Here is a 16,212-nt window from a genome sequence, read left to right on the forward strand (position 1 = left end):
GCCACCGTCACGGGCCACATCAAAGGCCCAATTTGCATAGCCGCGCGCTTATCGGCGCCGGTGAATCTAGGAAATCCATATGGACCGCGTGCGAAATTTACTGGAACAGATCCAGAGTCGCCTTGAAGAGCTGAACAAGGCCGAACGCAAAGTCGCCGAAGTGATCCTGCTCAACCCACAGCAGGCCACCCGCTTCAGCATCGCCGCCCTCGCCCAGGCCGCTTCGGTCAGTGAACCGACGGTCAACCGTTTCTGCCGTTCATTCGGCGTCAGCGGCTACCCCGAACTCAAGCTGCAACTAGCCCAGAGCCTGGCCAGCGGCGCAGCGTATGTCAGCCGTGCAGTGGAAGCTGACGACAATCCCGAAGCCTACACACAGAAAATTTTCGGCAGCGCCATCGCCTCCCTGGACAGCGCTTGCCAGGCACTGGACCCGAATCTGATCAGCCGCGCCGTCGACCTGTTGATCCAGGCCCGGCAGATTCACTTCTTCGGCCTCGGCGCCTCGGCCCCCGTGGCTTTGGACGCACAGCACAAGTTCTTCCGTTTCAACCTGGCCGTCACCGCCCACGCCGATGTGCTGATGCAACGAATGATTGCTTCGGTGGCGCACACCGGCGAGTTGTTCGTGATCATTTCCTACACCGGTCGCACCCGCGAGCTGGTGGAAGTGGCGCGCATCGCCCGGGAAAACGGCGCTTCGGTACTCGGCCTGACCGCCGAGAACTCGCCACTGGCCAAGGCCAGCACCCTGAGCTTGAATATTCCGTTGCCGGAAGACACCGACATCTACATGCCAATGACTTCACGGATCATTCAGTTGACGGTGCTGGATGTGTTGGCGACTGGCATGACGCTGCGTCGCGGGGTGGATTTCCAGCCGCATCTGCGCAAGATCAAAGAAAGCTTGAATGCTAGCCGGTATCCGGTGGGTGACGAGTTCAACTAGTTCGTGCTGATCGCTCCCACGCTTGCGCGTGGGAGCGATGACTAAGCAGCAGCCCAAGCCTGCAAACTCAAATGCGCCTTTTCCCCCGGCGCCAGATGCAAGCTGTCGGTCCCCCCCGCCGCTGCTTCAACGCAGACAAATTCCGAGATCTCATCCCAGCTCACGCCCAGCAGCGGCCGCGCCCCCGGATGCCAGACCACCGTGTCCGCACTCTCGCCGGTATCGATGCACAGTTCGCGCTGCCAGGCGTGATCCTTGAGCTGTAATTCACCGTCGTGCTGGAACACGCGCTGACAGCCGCCATCGACCCGCAACTCGCCTTCCTGCTGACAGACTTCACGGTTCAGCTGGTCGTAACCCTGCGCCCCTTCGAGCCCAGACAGCGCTATCTCACTTACATCGCCAATACGCCAGTAAGCGTGCAAAGCCTGGCTCAACTGGCACGGCATGTCGTCCTGATGCTCGGTGCTCAGGCGCAATTCCATGCGTTCACCCAGGTGCGCGTGCAGGTCCACCTGCCAATCGCACAGCTGCAATTGCCAGTGCAGGCGCACGCCGTCATCGGCGGTACTGCTGTCGAGCAGTTTCCAGTCCAGCAATCGCGCCCAGCCATGGGACGGCCATGCGTTTTCACTCGGATGGCGGCCATACCACGGCCAGCAAACCGGTACACCGCCACGGATCGCGCCGACATGCGGCCACTTCGCCGCGCACCACAACCACGGCTTTTGTCCGCGCGGCTGAAAGTGCAGCAATTGCGCACCCTGACGACTGAACACCGCCTGACACAGCGGATGGTCGATCACCAGCACATCGCGCATCTGATAGCGCTCCCAGGCGAACACCGGTCGTTCGCGCAAGGATTTGAAGAAGCGTTGCAGCGGATGCTCATGCATGGGCCACGGTTCCAGATTCAACTTTCATGGGCTGCGACACCCCCTTCCAAAAAAAAGCGGACAGCCTGGGCTGTCCGCAAATATGCGCACATAGAGAGGAGCTTATCGCAGACGCGTTAGAACGTAGACTGAATTTTCAGACCAGCGACCAACGCGTTGTCCACTTGATCCACGCCACCCGGGTGAGTGATGTATTGCAGGTTCGGACGCACGGTCAGCCAGTTGGTAACGTGGAAGCCGTAGTTGATCTCGTAGTTGTATTCGGTCTCGCGAATCGGCGAGAACACCGGATTGTCGTAGTCCGAAACACCGTTGGAAGCGTTCAGCAGCTCGGCGTTTTTCTTCACGTCGTCGTTGACATGGATACGCGCCGCGCCGATACCGACGTCATCCTTCGGACGGGCGTCGAACGGGCCTTTGTAGACAAACATCACCGACTGGTAGTTGTCGATGAAGTTGGTGTCCTTGTCATGGAACGTGGCGTTGGCCGCGATGTTCAGACCACGGGAAGCGTCGCCGTTGTGGCTGGTGAGTTGCTGTTGCGCAACGAACCAGTAGCCGTGCTTGCTGCTGTGGGTGCGGTAGGCATTGCCGGTGGTTGCTGCGTCGTTGCCGTTGATGTCTTCGCGGACGTCTGCGGCATCAGCCGTGCTCTTGTAGTAACCGACGCGGTATTCGCCCGGCAGGCTGTTGACCTTCGGCGACCAGACCAGTTCGACCGGCAGCACAGTACCGGCGGTGCCGCTGCCGCTGAGCTTGAAGCCGTTGCCGTGTTCCAGCTGCGACGGGTTCTGGTTGTACGCGCCGATCTGCGCGTAGAGCTCGTCGTTGATGTTGTACTTCACGCGGATCGCGGCCTGGCTGACGGGCCAGTTGTACCAGATGTTGGTCGCCCAGTTACCGACCTGCGAGCCGCAGAACGCCAGGTTCTGGAAGTCGCACGGGAAGGTGTTGAAGTCTTCGCCTTCACCGAAGTAACCAGCCTTGACGTCGAGCTTGTTGTCAAAGAACTGGTGCTGAATCCACAGCTGGGTCAGACGCACCATGTGGCCACGACCGTAGACTTCCTGCGAGGAAGACAGGGTGCCGGCACGCGGGTCGCCAACGCGGTCGTTGGAGATGTTCTGACCGTTACGGTTGGTCAGCTGGATCTTGGCCTGAGTGTTGTCCCAGCCCCAGAGTTTTTGCAGGTCCAGAGCCACGCCCAGACCGAACTGGTCGCTGTAGCGGCCGGTCTTGTCGTCGTTGTAGCCGCCGTGCAGGTTGGCGCCCATTTCCCCAACGTAGTCAGCCTTGATATCGATGCCTTGCTCGATCAGCTTGGTCCGCTCACCACCCCAGTCGCCCGTCATCCATTTGGAATCGGAGCTGAATGCATCGGCGGCCATGGCATTGCCGGCCAGGACCAATGCGGCCGCGGCTGACACTTGGCAGATCAACCGGGCATTGACGTGTTTCTTTTTCATCCCTACATCCTCGTCTTTATTGTTATTAACTGTTTTTTTCCAACGCGGTTTACATCCCCTGCGCAAATGAGCCTGTTGCAGGCTCACTCCCGCATTGATTTCTTACCGACCCTTGAACTGAGCAACATTGGCGCTGTGCGCTTCGGTCTTCGGCAGACCGGCAACCCCCAGGCGCTCGCCGCTCTTGGCATCGAACAGCAGCACTTTCGACGGATCGAATTGCAGGGTCAGGGTCTCGCCCACCTGCGGCGCCACGTCCGGCGCCAGTCGGCAGCAGACCTTGGTGTCGTTGAGGTTGACGAACACGAGGGTGTCCGGACCGGTCGGCTCGGTGACCTGCACTTCAGCCTTGATACTCGGCAGGCCGTTGCCCTCGCCGTTGGCCAGCGCGATCTGCTCCGGGCGCAGGCCGAGGATCACTTCGCGGTCTTCGAGACCGGCGTCCTGCATCGCCATCGGCAACTCGCAACGGGCCTGGCCGCTGTCCAGCAGCGCCACCAGACGACCGTCCTTGCGTTGCAGACGCAGCGGAATGAAGTTCATCGGCGGCGAACCGATGAAGCTCGCCACGAACAGGTTGGCCGGGTCGTTGTAGATCTCTTTCGGCGTACCGAACTGCTGGATGATGCCGTCCTTCATCACCGCCACTTTGTCGCCCAGAGTCATCGCTTCGATCTGGTCGTGGGTCACGTAGACCGTGGTGGTTTTCAGGCGCTGGTGCATCAGTTTCATTTCGGTGCGCATCTCGACGCGCAGCTTGGCGTCGAGGTTGGACAGCGGTTCGTCGAACAGATAGATCTTTGGTCGACGTGCCAGTGCACGGCCCATCGCCACGCGCTGTTGCTGACCACCGGAGAGCTGGCCCGGCTTGCGGTTGAGCAGGTGCTCGATCTGCAGCAGCTTGGCCACGCGGGCGACTTCTTCGTCGATGGCCGACTGGCTCATCTTGCGGATCTTCAGACCGAACTCGATGTTCTCGCGCACACTCATGGTCGGGTACAGCGCGTAGGACTGGAACACCATGGCGATGTCGCGATCTTTCGGGCTCATGCCGCTGACGTCCTGATCACCGATCATGATCGCGCCGCCGGTGATGGTTTCCAGGCCGGCGATGCAGTTCATCAGTGTCGACTTGCCGCAGCCCGAAGGCCCGACAAGGATCAGGAACTCACCGTCCTTGATCGACAGTTCGATGTTCTTCAGGGTGTCCGGCAGGCCGGCACCGTAGGTCTTGTTTACATTGCGAAGTTCGAGCGTAGCCATGATTACCCCTTGACTGCGCCGGCCGTCAGCCCGCGCACGAAATACTTGCCTGCGACCACATAGACCAGCAGGGTCGGCAGCCCGGCGATCATCGCCGCCGCCATGTCCACGTTGTATTCCTTGGCCCCGGTACTGGTGTTGACCAGGTTGTTCAGCGCCACCGTGATCGGTTGCGAATCACCACTGGAGAACACCACGCCGAACAGGAAGTCGTTCCAGATCTGGGTGAACTGCCAGATCAGGCAGACCATGATGATCGGGGTGGACATCGGCAGGATGATCTGGCGGAAGATCGTGAAGAACCCCGCGCCATCGAGACGTGCCGCCTTGATCAGAGCATCCGGAATGCTCACGTAGTAGTTACGGAAAAACAGTGTGGTGAACGCCAGACCGTAGACCACGTGAATGAACACAAGGCCGGTGGTGGTGCTTGCCAGGCCCATCTTGCCGAGGGTGAACGACGCCGGCAGCAGCACGGTCTGGAACGGCAGGAAGCAGCCGAACAACAGCAGACCGAAGAACAGCTGCGAACCCCTGAAGCGCCAGAACGACAGCACATAACCGTTCAACGCACCGATGGCGGTGGAGATGATTACGGCCGGAACGGTGATCTTGATCGAGTTCCAGAAGTAGCCGTCAACGGTCGCCCAGGCTTTCACCCAGCCGATGCCGCTGACCACGGTCGGCCAGCTCAGCAGGTTGCCGGTGGAGATGTCTTCCGGGGTCTTGAAACTGGTCAACAGCATGACCACCAGCGGTACCAGATACAGCAGGACCGCGAGGATCAGCACCGCGTAGATCGCGATGCGACTCAGGCTGATAGAAGGTTTGGCAGCGAGACTAGTCATGACGCTTGGTCCTCAGCTCGGAGTACAGGTAAGGCACGATGATCGAGAGGATCGCACCGAGCATAAGAATCGCACTGGCCGAGCCCATGCCCATCTGCCCACGGCTGAACGTGAACGAGTACATGAACATCGCTGGCAGGTCGGAGGAATAACCCGGGCCGCCGGCCGTCATGGCCGCCACCAGGTCGAAACTCTTGATCGCGATGTGCGCCAGGATCATCACCGCACTGAAGAACACCGGACGCAGGCTTGGCAGCACCACTTTCCAGTAGATGCGCGGCATGCTCGCGCCGTCGATCTGGGCGGCACGGATGATCGATTGATCGACGCCACGCAGACCGGCGAGGAACATCGCCATGATGAAGCCCGAAGCTTGCCAGACCGCCGCGATCACCAGGCAATACACCACGCGATCCGGGTCGATCAGCCAGTCGAGACGGAAGCCTTCCCAGCCCCAGTCCCGCAGCAATTTGTCCAGGCCCATGCCCGGGTTGAGCAGCCATTTCCATGCGGTACCGGTGACGATCATCGAGAGCGCCATCGGGTACAGGTAAATGGTGCGGATGAAGCCTTCGCGACGGATTTTCTGGTCGAGGAAAATCGCCAGTGTCACGCCGATTACCAGGGTGACGCCGATGAACATGCCGCCGAACACGGCCAGGTTCTTGCTCGCCACCCACCAGCGGTCGTTGTCGAACAGCCGCGCGTATTGCGCCAGGCCTGCCCACTTGTAGTTAGGCAGGAAGGTCGACGTGGTGAACGACAGGACAAACGTCCAGAGGATATAGCCATAGAAGCCCACCAGAACAATGAACATGCTCGGCGCCAGCACCAGTTTCGGTAGCCAGCGCTGCAATGCGTCGAACGGCGAGGCCTTGCTGAACACAGCAACAGAACTCATGGGAAGATCCAGTAAAGAAAATGAAGGACCGCTGCAAGCTCCCAGCCCCAAGCCGATGCGCGACTTGAAGCTGGCAGCTGCTCTACGCCGGTGTTACTTGGCAGCCTTGATGGCGGTGCCGAGTTTCTTCGCAGCGTCGGCCGGGTCGGCTTTCGGGTCGTTGATGAAGTTGGTCACGACATCGAAGAACGCACCCTGTACGGCCAGCGTGGTCGCCATGTTGTGCGCCATGCTCGGCTGCAGGCCGCCGGTCTTGGCGTCTGCCAGGAAGTCCTTGGCAGCGGTCTGGGCGCAGGAGTCGAAACCGTACTTGCCCATGTCGGCGAGCATGTCGTTGCGCACCGGGATCGAGCCCTTGTTGATGCTGAAGACTTTCTGGAAGTTTTCACCCAGCACGACTTTGGCGATGTCCTGCTGACCGGCCGCAGTGCCCGCGTCCTTCTGCTTGAACACGGCCAGCGAGTCGATGTTGTAGGTGAACGCCTTGTCGGTGCCCGGGAAGGCTACGCACTCGTAATCCTTGCCGGCGACTTTCTTGGCGGCGGTCCATTCGGACTTGGCCCAGTCACCCATGATCTGCATGCCGGCCTTGCCGTTGATGACCTTGGCCGCTTCGAGGTTCCAGTCTTGGCCTTTGCCGTCGACGTCCATGTAGGTCGCGACTTTCTTCAGCTCGGTCAGGGCCTTGACCATTTCCGGACCAGTCAGGGCAGCGTTGTCCAGGTCGACCAGGGCTTTCTTGTAACCATCAACGCCCATCACCGACAGCACGACCGCTTCGAAAACGGTGCTGTCCTGCCAAGGCTGACCGCCGTGGGCCAGCGGGATGAAGCCCGCAGCCTTCAGCTTGTCGCCGGCGGCGTAGAACTCTTCGAGGGTGGTCGGGGCTTTGGCGATACCGGCTTTCTTGAAGACTTCCGGATTGATCCACAGCCAGTTCACCCGGTGAATGTTCACCGGCACGGCCACGTAATCACCTTCGAACTTCACGGTGTCGGAGACTTTCTTGTCGAGCAGGCTGTCCCACTTCTCGGACTTGGAAACGTCCTTCAGGACGTCAGTGTCGAGCAGACCGGTCGACGCCCATTCTTGGATGTCCGGGCCTTTGATCTGGGCCACACCCGGCGGGTTGCCGGCGACGGCGCGGCTTTTCAGCACAGTCATGGCAGTCGCACCGCCACCACCGGCGACAGCGCCGTCTTTCCAGGTGAAACCGTCTTTTTCCACTTGTGCCTTGAGCACATCGACGGCGGCTTTTTCGCCACCGGACGTCCACCAATGCACGACTTCCACCGAACCTTTGGATTCGGCAGCGGAAACACTCAGGGGCAGCACAGCGAGCGGGAACAGGGAGGCGACAGAAATGACAGTAGCGAGGCGAGAAATCGCATTCATCTGAGATGTACCTTTCTTGTTGTTATGCATGCAAGTCTGGTGCTTGCGCTGCACACGAGTTTAAACAGAGCGTTTCCCCTCGCAGGTAACGAAGGGATGCGCAAATGTCACTGCATGGTTACACAGGAACGGGGCGGGACAACTGTGCCAGCGCAGTCGCCATGCTCGGTGCCTGCGGCAGGCGCGGGATCAGCACCGCCTGCCAGGCGTGATACAGATCCGGTTTGCCCGCCCAGATATCGGCACTTGGACGGTTCTGCGGATCGAGTTCGTGATGCCAGCTGCCGTCGCAGCGATCGATGAAATTCGCTTCGCAGAATTCCCAGAATAGCCGGTACCAGGTTTCGTACTGCGCATCGCCGGTGCGTTTGAGCAAGGCACTGGCGGCGGCGCTGGCTTCGGCATGGGTCCAGTGCAGGCGGTGGCGCACCACGGCTTTGTTGTCCCAGTCGAGGGTATAGACGATGCCCGGAGCGCCATCGACGTCCCAGCCATAACGGCAGTTGCTCTCGAACAGCTTTTGCGCATCGGTGGCCAGCCAGCCGGGTGTGAGCATGCCGGCCTGGACCCGCGCCGCTTCGAGGTGCAGGAGCAGGCGCGCCCACTCGAAACCGTGGCCCGGCGTGGTGCCGTAGGGGCGGAAGCCGTCAGCGGGATTGTCATGGTTGTATTCGCGCAGTGGCTGCCAGTGGCGGTCGAAATGCTCGATCACCAGATAGTCATTGGCGGCGGCGTGACCGTGAATCACCCGTTCAACGATGCGCTGCGCACGCACCAGCCAGCGCGGATCTTCGTTGACATCGGCCAGCGCGAGGAACGCTTCGGTGGCGTGCATGTTGCTGTTGGCGCCGCGATAGGCTTCTTCTTCGCTCCAGTCGCGGTTGAAGAATTCGCGCATGGCGCCCTCTTCTTCGCTCCAGAAATAGGTGTCGATTATATCGATGGCGTCATCCAGCAACGCCTGGGCGCCGGGACGTTGGGCGACCACAGCGGAGCTGGCAGCAAGGGCCACGAAAGCATGTAGATAAGCGTTCTTGCCGGTGTTGCCGTCACGGTGTTCGGCAACCGCAAACCAGCCGCCATGCAGTGCATCGCGCAACGGGCCGCGCAACGCCTGGACGCCGTGATCGACCAGTTCGGCAAACCCCGGCAGGCCCTGAATATGGGCCATGGCGAAGCTATGGGTCATGCGCGCGGTGTTCATGGTTTCGGCTTGCGCGCCAACCTGGAGCTGGCCGCGCTCATCAAGATTGCCGAAGCCTTCGGGCAATCGTGAAGCCTTGGCAAATGCCAGCAGGCGCAGGCCTTCGTCGGCGAGCCATTGCTGGTGGGCAGGGGCATTCAGCCAACTGCTGAAGCCCGGATTGAAGTGATCCATGGAAGGCCTTTTTTGTTGTTATGACTGCGGGCAGTCTAAACAACGGGCCGAGGTGGACTTGTAACGAAGGGGGCGGGTTTTGTCACCGATCGGTGACATTCAGATCAATCCGCCGAACGCGGCAATTGCAGGGTCACACGCAATCCGCCTTCGCGAAGATTCTGCAACGTCACTTCCCCCCCATGGCTATGGGCAATGTTGCGGGCGATCCCCAATCCAAGCCCATAACCCTGCTGCTGCCCAGCCAACCGAAAGTGCGGCTCGAACACCTGCTCCAGCCGCTGCTCCGGCACCCCCGGACCTTCATCGTCGACATGCAGCACGAACGCACTCTCATCGTCATCGATATGCAGATGAGCTTTCTGCCCGTACTTCAGTGCATTGTCGATCAGGTTGCCGATACAGCGCTTGAGCGCCAATGGCTTGCCCGGATACGCCGCTAACGCCCGTCCCTGCTGGGTTACACGGCCATTGCCGTTGGGCGCCAGATACGGCTCCACCAGGCAGTCGAGCACATGATTGAGATCCACCGGCTCAATGTTTTCGTGGATGTCGGTGTCTTTGACGCATTGCAGCGCACCCTTGACCAGCAGCTCCAGCTCATCCAGGTCACGGCCAAACTTGGTTTGCAGTTGTTCGTCTTCGAGCAGTTCGACCCGCAGACGCAGGCGGGTGATCGGGGTACGCAGATCATGGGAAATCGCGCTGAACAACTGGCTGCGCTCGGTGAGGTAACGGCTGATGCGCTCGCGCATGGTGTTGAAGGCACGGCCCACTTCCACCACTTCGCTGCCGCCGCCCTCGGCCACCGGCTCGACGTCGGCGCCGAGCGACAAGTCCCGAGCCGCCCGCGCCAGGCGCTTGAGCGGCCGGCTCTGCCAGTGCACCAACAGACCGATGAACAGCAACAGAAATCCGCTGGTGAACACGATGAACCAAACTTGCTGGGTCGGCAGGCCCTGCTCTTCAAGACTGGTGTAGGGCTCGGGCAACAGCGAGGCGATGTACAGCCATTCACCGGGCGCCAACTGGATCTGGGTCACCAGCACCGGCGGATTCACCGGTTCCAGCGTCAACGCGTAATGCGCCCAGGAGCGTGGCAACTCATCGAGTTTCAACCCCGCATTGAAGATCCGCAGGTCATCGGGGCTGACGAAGGTCACCAGAATGTCGGTGTCCTGACCCAACGACTGACGCAGCACTTCATCCACCGCTTGCAACACGGCAGCCTTGCGCGGCGTAGCCGGCAACACTTCCATGCCCAGCGGTTTGTCGTTCAGCGTCACCACAAATCGGGTGCCGCCCATGCTGCGCAACTGATCGAGCACCAACGGCCGATAGGCCACCGGCAACGAGCGGAAATAGCTGACGCTGGCGGTCATCGAATGGGCCAGGCTACGGGCGCTGGTGACCAGGCCTTCGAGCTGCGTCGCACGCAATTGGGACACCCAGATCACGCTGGACAGCGTCTGGGCGAACAACACCGCGAGCAACGTCAGCAGCAGCATCCGCCCAAGCAGCGAACGCGGCATCGGCAATTTGCGTGCGGTGCTGCGCAGGAACTCAGTGACCATTGCCGGCAACCACGTTGGCTGCCAGTTGGTAGCCGCTGCCACGCACGGTGCGGATCAGCCGTGGCGGCTTTTCGGTGTCGCGCAGACGCTGGCGCAGACGGCTGACGGCCATGTCGACGATGCGGTCGAGGGGCATCAGGTCGCGGCCACGGGTGGCGTTGCCGATGGTGTCGCGGTCGAGGATTTCCTGAGGGTGATCGAGGAACAGTTTCAGCAGGGCGAAGTCGGCGCCGGACAGAATCACTTCCTCGCCGTCGGTGTGAAACAGTCGATGGCTGACCATGTCCAGCCGCCATTCATCGAACGCCAGCACTTCACTGCCACCGCGTTCCTGACCGAACTGGGCGCGACGCAGCAGGGCCTTGATCCGGGCTTGCAGTTCGCGGGGGCTGAAAGGTTTGCCGAGGTAATCGTCGGCGCCGAGTTCCAGACCAATGACCCGGTCGGCTTCGTCGGAACTGGCGGTGAGCATGATGATCGGCACCTGGGCCTGACGCGGATGCTGGCGCACCCAGCGGCACAGGCTGAAGCCGTCTTCATCGGGCAGCATCACATCGAGGATCACCAGATCGCTCGGCGCCTCGTTCAGCGCCTGACGAAAACCGGCGCCATCCGCCGTGGCCCGTACCTGAAAACCCGCGCGGGTCAGGTAGGTCTCCAGCAACTCGCGTATCTCCTGGTCGTCATCGACCAACAAAATCGACTTGTTGACTGAGCTCACTTCGAAGGCATCCTTGTTGTTGGAATTGGGCGGATTATGCCTGATGTGTTGATTGTTCCCACGCTCGGCGTGGGAATGATCATTTACCGGATTGTTCGAGCGCCACTCCTGCACCGACGAGCCCCGAGTACGGCGCCGTCACCAGCCACACCGGAATCCCCTTGAAGTAATCGCTCATGCAGCCCTTGTCGGCGAAGCTGCGGGCGAAACCGCTTTCGAGGAAGAAATCGGCGAAACGCGGAATCACGCCGCCCACGATGTACACCCCGCCACGGCCGCCAACGGTCAGCACGTTGTTGCCGGCCACGCGACCGAGCCAGCAGCAGAATTGCTCCAGCACTTCCAGGGCAATCGGGTCGCCCGCAAGCCCCGCCGCAGTGATGGCTTCCGGCGTGTCGAGTTTCGGTTCATGCCCGTCCACCGCGCAGATCGCCCGGTACACCCGCGGCAAGCCGCCGCCGCTCAACGCGGTTTCCGCACTGACGTGGCCGATTTCGTTGTAGATGTGCTGCCAGAGCTGGGTTTCGCGCGGGCTGCTCAGCGGCAGATCAACGTGACCGCCCTCTCCCGGCAACGCGGCGAACCGCCCTTCACCGAGATCAAGCAACGTGCCGACGCCCAGGCCGGTGCCCGGGCCGATGACCACTGCAGGGCGCAATGGCTCCGGCTCGCCTTCGCAGACCACGCGGAATTCGCCGGGCTGCAAACGGGTCATGCCCAGTGCCATGGCCGAGAAGTCATTGACCAGCAGCAATTGCTCGACCTGCAGCGTCTGGCAGAACGCCTTGCGGCTCAGACGCCAGTGGTTGTTGGTGAACTTGAAATCATCGCCGCTCACCGGACCTGCCACCGACAGGCACACCGAACCGATGGCGCCAGGCGCCAGGCCGAGCCCGCTCAGATAGAGGCTGATCGCCTCTTCCGGGCTGGCATGGTCGGCGGTGGCCAGCACCTGCACCGATTCGAGCTGCTGATCTTTCCACAACGCGAACCGCGCGTTGGTACCTCCGATGTCACCGACCAAAGCCAGTTTCAATTAAGCGTCTCCAGGGCAGAAGTGAAGGCGCTGGCGCCCTGCTCTGCCGAGCTGAAGGCCAAACGCATGAAGCCAAACAGTTCGCGACCGCTGCCGATGTTGTTGCCCAACAGGCCTTTGGCGGGTTCGCGCGCTGCGAATTCGGCGGCGTCCACCTTGAGTTCCAAAATGCCTTTGACGCCATCGACGCGGATGATATCGCCCTCTTGCACGCGCGCCAAAGCGCCGCCCACATAAGCTTCCGGACTGACGTGGATCGCCGCCGGGATTTTCCCCGACGCGCCGGACATCCGCCCGTCAGTCACCAGCGCAACCTTGAAGCCGCGATCCTGCAGCACGCCAAGGAACGGCGTCATCTTGTGCAGCTCCGGCATGCCGTTGGAACGCGGGCCCTGGAAGCGCATCACCGCGACGAAATCCTTCTCCAGAAGACCGGCCTTGAAGGCGTCGGCCAGATCCTGTTGATCCTGGAACACCATGGCCGGTGCTTCGACGATCTGGTTTTCCAGCGCGACGGCGGACACTTTCATCACGCCACGACCGAGGTTGCCTTCCATCACCCGCAAGCCGCCCTCTGCCGAGAACGCACGGGCCACCGGACGCAGGATGTTTTCGTCGAGGCTTTCGGTCGGGCCTTCGCGCCACACCAGTTTGCCGTTATCGAGGAACGGCTCCTTGGTGTACTGGCTCAAACCATGGCCGAGCACGGTGTTGACGTCTTCGTGCAACAAACCGGCTTCGAGCAGTTCGCGGATCAGGAACGACATGCCGCCGGCGGCCTGGAAGTGGTTGATGTCAGCCTTGCCGTTCGGGTAGACGTGGCTCAGGGTCGGTACGACTTCGGAGAGGTCGGCCATGTCCTGCCAGGTCAGTTGAATGCCCGCCGCCATGGCGATGGCCGGCATGTGCAGGGTGTGGTTGGTCGAGCCGCCGGTGGCGTGCAGCGCGACGATCGAGTTGACCAGCGCCTTCTCGTCGACGATTTCGCCGATCGGCAGGAAGTTGCCGTTCTGTTTGGTCAGGCGGGTGACCTGATGCGCGGCTTCGCGGGTCAGGGCTTCACGCAGCGGCGTGTTCGGGTTGACGAAAGAGGCGCCCGGCAAGTGCAGGCCCATGACTTCCATCAGCAACTGGTTGGTGTTGGCGGTGCCGTAGAACGTGCAGGTGCCCGGGCTGTGGTAGGACTTCATTTCCGATTCCAGCAGCTCTTCGCGGGTCGCCTTGCCTTCGGCGTACTTCTGCCGCACGTCGGCTTTTTCCTTGTTGGAAATCCCCGAGACCATCGGCCCGCCCGGAACGAAAATCGTCGGCAGGTGACCGAAACGCAGCGAGCCCATCATCAGGCCCGGCACGATCTTGTCGCAGATGCCGAGCATCAACGCGCCGTCGAACATGTTGTGGGACAGCGCCACCGCCGTCGACATGGCGATCACTTCGCGGCTCGGCAGGCTCAGTTCCATGCCCGGCTCGCCTTGGGTCACGCCGTCGCACATCGCAGGTGTGCCGCCGGCGAACTGACCAACCGAGCCGATTTCGCGCAGGGCGTTCTTGATCTGTTCCGGGAAGACTTCGTACGGCTGGTGCGCCGAGAGCATGTCGTTATACGACGAAACAATGGCGATGTTCGCCGAGTTCATCATCCGCAGGCTGTGCTTGTCTTCGCTGCCACACCCGGCCACGCCGTGGGCGAAGTTGGCGCATTGCAGCTTGCCGCGCATCGGCCCGTCAGTTGCAGCGCCGCGAATCAGCGCAAGGTAAGCCTGACGCGTGGCGCGGCTGCGGGCGATAAGCCGTTCGGTGACCTCAAGAACGCGGGGATGCATGTTTAGAACTCCAGGCTAACGGATGTGGCGACCTGATTGTCTATGCTGATCAAAAGCCCGTTCGCGTGGGATGACGAGCGGTTTTCTTGATCATTCGGACCAGTTGATTCAGGTCACTCGTTGTAGATAAAACAAAATATTGCCACTAAAAAGGCTTGTTTTCTATTTTTATGCGAATAATCTTGTAATTCCAACAACAAAACGACGGCGGCGCTGTTCAATGACTCTTCGAATCGCAATCAATGGTTTTGGCCGCATCGGCCGTAATGTCCTGCGCGCACTGTATACCCAAGGCTATCGACAGGATTTGCAGATCGTCGCCATCAACGATCTGGGCGACAGCGCAATCAATGCGCATCTGCTCAAGTACGACACCGTTCATGGCACATTCGACGCCGAAGTTGTTCATGACAACGAGAGCCTTACCGTCAACGGCGACCGCATTTCGGTCAGCGCCATCCGCAACCCGGCCGACCTGCCATGGGCCGCGGAAAAGATTGATGTGGTGTTCGAATGCACCGGTCTGTTCACCGACCGGGCCAAAGCCGCCGCGCATATTACCGCCGGCGCACGCAAAGTGATTATCTCGGCCCCGGCCAAAGGCGCCGATGCCACCGTCGTTTATGGTGTGAACCACGACATTCTGCGCCAGTCGCACCAGATCATTTCCAACGCATCGTGCACCACTAACTGCCTGGCGCCGGTGGCCCAGGTGCTGCACCGCGAACTGGGCATCGAAAGCGGTCTGATGACCACGATTCACGCCTACACCAACGACCAGAACCTGACCGACGTCTATCACACCGACCCGTACCGCGCCCGCTCCGCCACGCAGAATATGATCCCGAGCAAGACCGGCGCCGCCGAAGCCGTGGGCCTGGTGCTGCCGGAACTGGCGGGCAAGTTGACCGGCATGGCCGTGCGCGTGCCGGTGATCAATGTGTCGCTGGTTGACCTGACCGTGCAGTTGAAGCGCGAAGCCTCGGCCGATGAAGTCAACGCGCTGATGAAAGCCGCGAGCCAGCACTCGAAAATCCTCGGTTACAACACCCTGCCGCTGGTATCGAGCGACTTCAACCACAACCCGCTGTCGTCGATTTTCGACGCCAACCACACCAAATCCAGCGGCAAACTGTTGAAGGTGCTGGCCTGGTACGACAACGAGTGGGGCTTCTCCAACCGCATGCTCGATAACTGCCTGGCGCTGTGCAACGCGGAATAAAACCGCTGCCGCCGATTTGTCAGCGGGTAATAGCTTTACCAACCTTTGACAAATCAACACTTGACCACTTGGGCGGATGATAAGCATTATCATTCGCTCGAAATGGATCAGGTCCTCCCGTGAGTCAGTCGCAGTTCAATCACGTTTTCCTCGCCCAGCGCACTTCATTGCTGCGAACGCTGGAACGCATGGTCAACAACCACAGCACCGCCGAAGACCTGCTGCAGGAAACCTACCTGCGCGTCACGCGGGCGCTGGGCGAACGGGCCATCGATCACCTCGAACCCTTTGTCTTCCAGACCGCACGCAACCTGGCGCTGGACCACTTGCGTGCGCGCAAGATCCACTCACGCACCATGGTCGACGACGTGCCGCAGGACGTGGTGCACAGCGTCGCCGCCCCCGCCAGCAGCGCCGAAGACGCCGCCCACGCCGAACAATTGCTGGAGCGCTTGAACGTGAGCCTCGGTGAACTCAGCCCCCGTCAGCAGCAGATCTTCATCCTCAGCCGCCTGCACGGGCACAGCTATCAGGACATCGCCGAAGAGCTGAGCGTTTCTCTCAGCACGGTGCAGAAAGAACTCAAATTGATCATGACCATTTGCATCGGTGTCGCCGAACGCTTGAATGGGGACTGATGCTGTAGGTTTTTTCTCTAAGTGCCAGGATCGACTGCACTGATCATCGGGCTTTGTTACCCTTGCTCGACTTTTACGCTTCACTAAAAAAACAGCCGTGCA

General features: G+C 60.8%; 14 protein-coding genes. 3 read left to right on the forward strand and 11 right to left on the reverse strand.

What is annotated here, in order from left to right; translation table 11 throughout:
* The first annotated feature begins 88 nt into the window (after nt 1-88).
* Nucleotides 89-949, forward strand: coding sequence for a MurR/RpiR family transcriptional regulator (locus tag NH234_RS23070; protein WP_169842436.1), 861 nt, complete (start codon nt 89-91; stop codon nt 947-949).
* A 41-nt stretch (nt 950-990) separates the two neighbouring features.
* Here NH234_RS23070 and NH234_RS23075 read toward each other — a convergent pair whose 3' ends face one another.
* The 11 genes from NH234_RS23075 to edd all read right to left on the reverse strand — a co-directional run bounded on the left by NH234_RS23075 (nt 991) and on the right by edd (nt 14,250).
* Nucleotides 991-1,845, reverse strand: a complete 855-nt coding sequence (locus NH234_RS23075) for a D-hexose-6-phosphate mutarotase (protein WP_085730294.1) — start codon at nt 1,843-1,845, stop codon at nt 991-993.
* A gap of 116 nt (nt 1,846-1,961) precedes the next feature.
* Nucleotides 1,962-3,311 carry a carbohydrate porin gene (locus tag NH234_RS23080; RefSeq protein WP_085730293.1) on the reverse strand — a complete coding sequence of 450 codons (1,350 nt, stop codon included), beginning with the start codon at nt 3,309-3,311 and terminating at the stop codon, nt 1,962-1,964.
* Between the two features lie 102 nt (nt 3,312-3,413).
* Nucleotides 3,414-4,574 (reverse strand): ABC transporter ATP-binding protein, encoded by a 1,161-nt coding sequence (locus tag NH234_RS23085; RefSeq protein WP_085709655.1) that lies wholly within the window; start codon nt 4,572-4,574, stop codon nt 3,414-3,416.
* Nucleotides 4,575-4,576: 2 nt separating this feature from the next.
* On the reverse strand, nt 4,577-5,422 hold the full coding sequence (locus NH234_RS23090) for a carbohydrate ABC transporter permease (protein ID WP_085730292.1): 846 nt from the start codon (nt 5,420-5,422) through the stop codon (nt 4,577-4,579).
* Complete coding sequence (locus tag NH234_RS23095; RefSeq protein WP_367254398.1) at nt 5,415-6,323, reverse strand: carbohydrate ABC transporter permease; 909 nt, start codon at nt 6,321-6,323, stop codon at nt 5,415-5,417. The genes NH234_RS23090 and NH234_RS23095 overlap by 8 nt, the downstream gene beginning before the upstream one ends.
* 93 nt (nt 6,324-6,416) lie before the next feature.
* Nucleotides 6,417-7,718, reverse strand: coding sequence for an ABC transporter substrate-binding protein (locus NH234_RS23100; RefSeq protein WP_367254400.1), 1,302 nt, complete (start codon nt 7,716-7,718; stop codon nt 6,417-6,419).
* A gap of 118 nt (nt 7,719-7,836) precedes the next feature.
* Nucleotides 7,837-9,096: an AGE family epimerase/isomerase gene (locus NH234_RS23105; RefSeq protein WP_085730290.1), complete on the reverse strand. Its 1,260-nt coding sequence runs from the start codon at nt 9,094-9,096 to the stop codon at nt 7,837-7,839.
* Nucleotides 9,097-9,200: 104 nt separating this feature from the next.
* Nucleotides 9,201-10,628: an ATP-binding protein gene (locus NH234_RS23110; protein WP_367257234.1), complete on the reverse strand. Its 1,428-nt coding sequence runs from the start codon at nt 10,626-10,628 to the stop codon at nt 9,201-9,203.
* Between the two features lie 31 nt (nt 10,629-10,659).
* A complete protein-coding gene (locus tag NH234_RS23115) occupies nt 10,660-11,391 on the reverse strand; it encodes a response regulator (RefSeq protein ID WP_085697149.1) in 732 nt (243 codons plus the stop codon).
* Between the two features lie 79 nt (nt 11,392-11,470).
* The gene (locus NH234_RS23120; RefSeq protein ID WP_085730288.1) at nt 11,471-12,427 is read right to left on the reverse strand and encodes a glucokinase; all 957 of its coding nucleotides are present in this window, start codon (nt 12,425-12,427) and stop codon (nt 11,471-11,473) included.
* Entirely contained in the window at nt 12,424-14,250 is a 1,827-nt protein-coding gene (gene edd / locus NH234_RS23125; protein WP_085730287.1) for a phosphogluconate dehydratase, read from the reverse strand. Before edd ends, NH234_RS23120 begins: the two co-directional genes overlap by 4 nt.
* Before the next feature lie 220 nt (nt 14,251-14,470).
* On the opposite strand from edd, the gene gap reads away from it, so the two are divergent.
* Nucleotides 14,471-15,472 carry a type I glyceraldehyde-3-phosphate dehydrogenase gene (gap, locus tag NH234_RS23130; protein WP_085730286.1) on the forward strand — a complete coding sequence of 334 codons (1,002 nt, stop codon included), beginning with the start codon at nt 14,471-14,473 and terminating at the stop codon, nt 15,470-15,472.
* A gap of 119 nt (nt 15,473-15,591) precedes the next feature.
* Nucleotides 15,592-16,110, forward strand: coding sequence for an RNA polymerase sigma factor (locus NH234_RS23135; protein ID WP_367254401.1), 519 nt, complete (start codon nt 15,592-15,594; stop codon nt 16,108-16,110).
* Nucleotides 16,111-16,212 lie beyond the last annotated feature (102 nt).

The sequence above is a fragment of the Pseudomonas sp. stari2 genome, assembly GCF_040760005.1.
In the GTDB taxonomy this organism is placed as follows: Bacteria; Pseudomonadota; Gammaproteobacteria; order Pseudomonadales; family Pseudomonadaceae; genus Aquipseudomonas.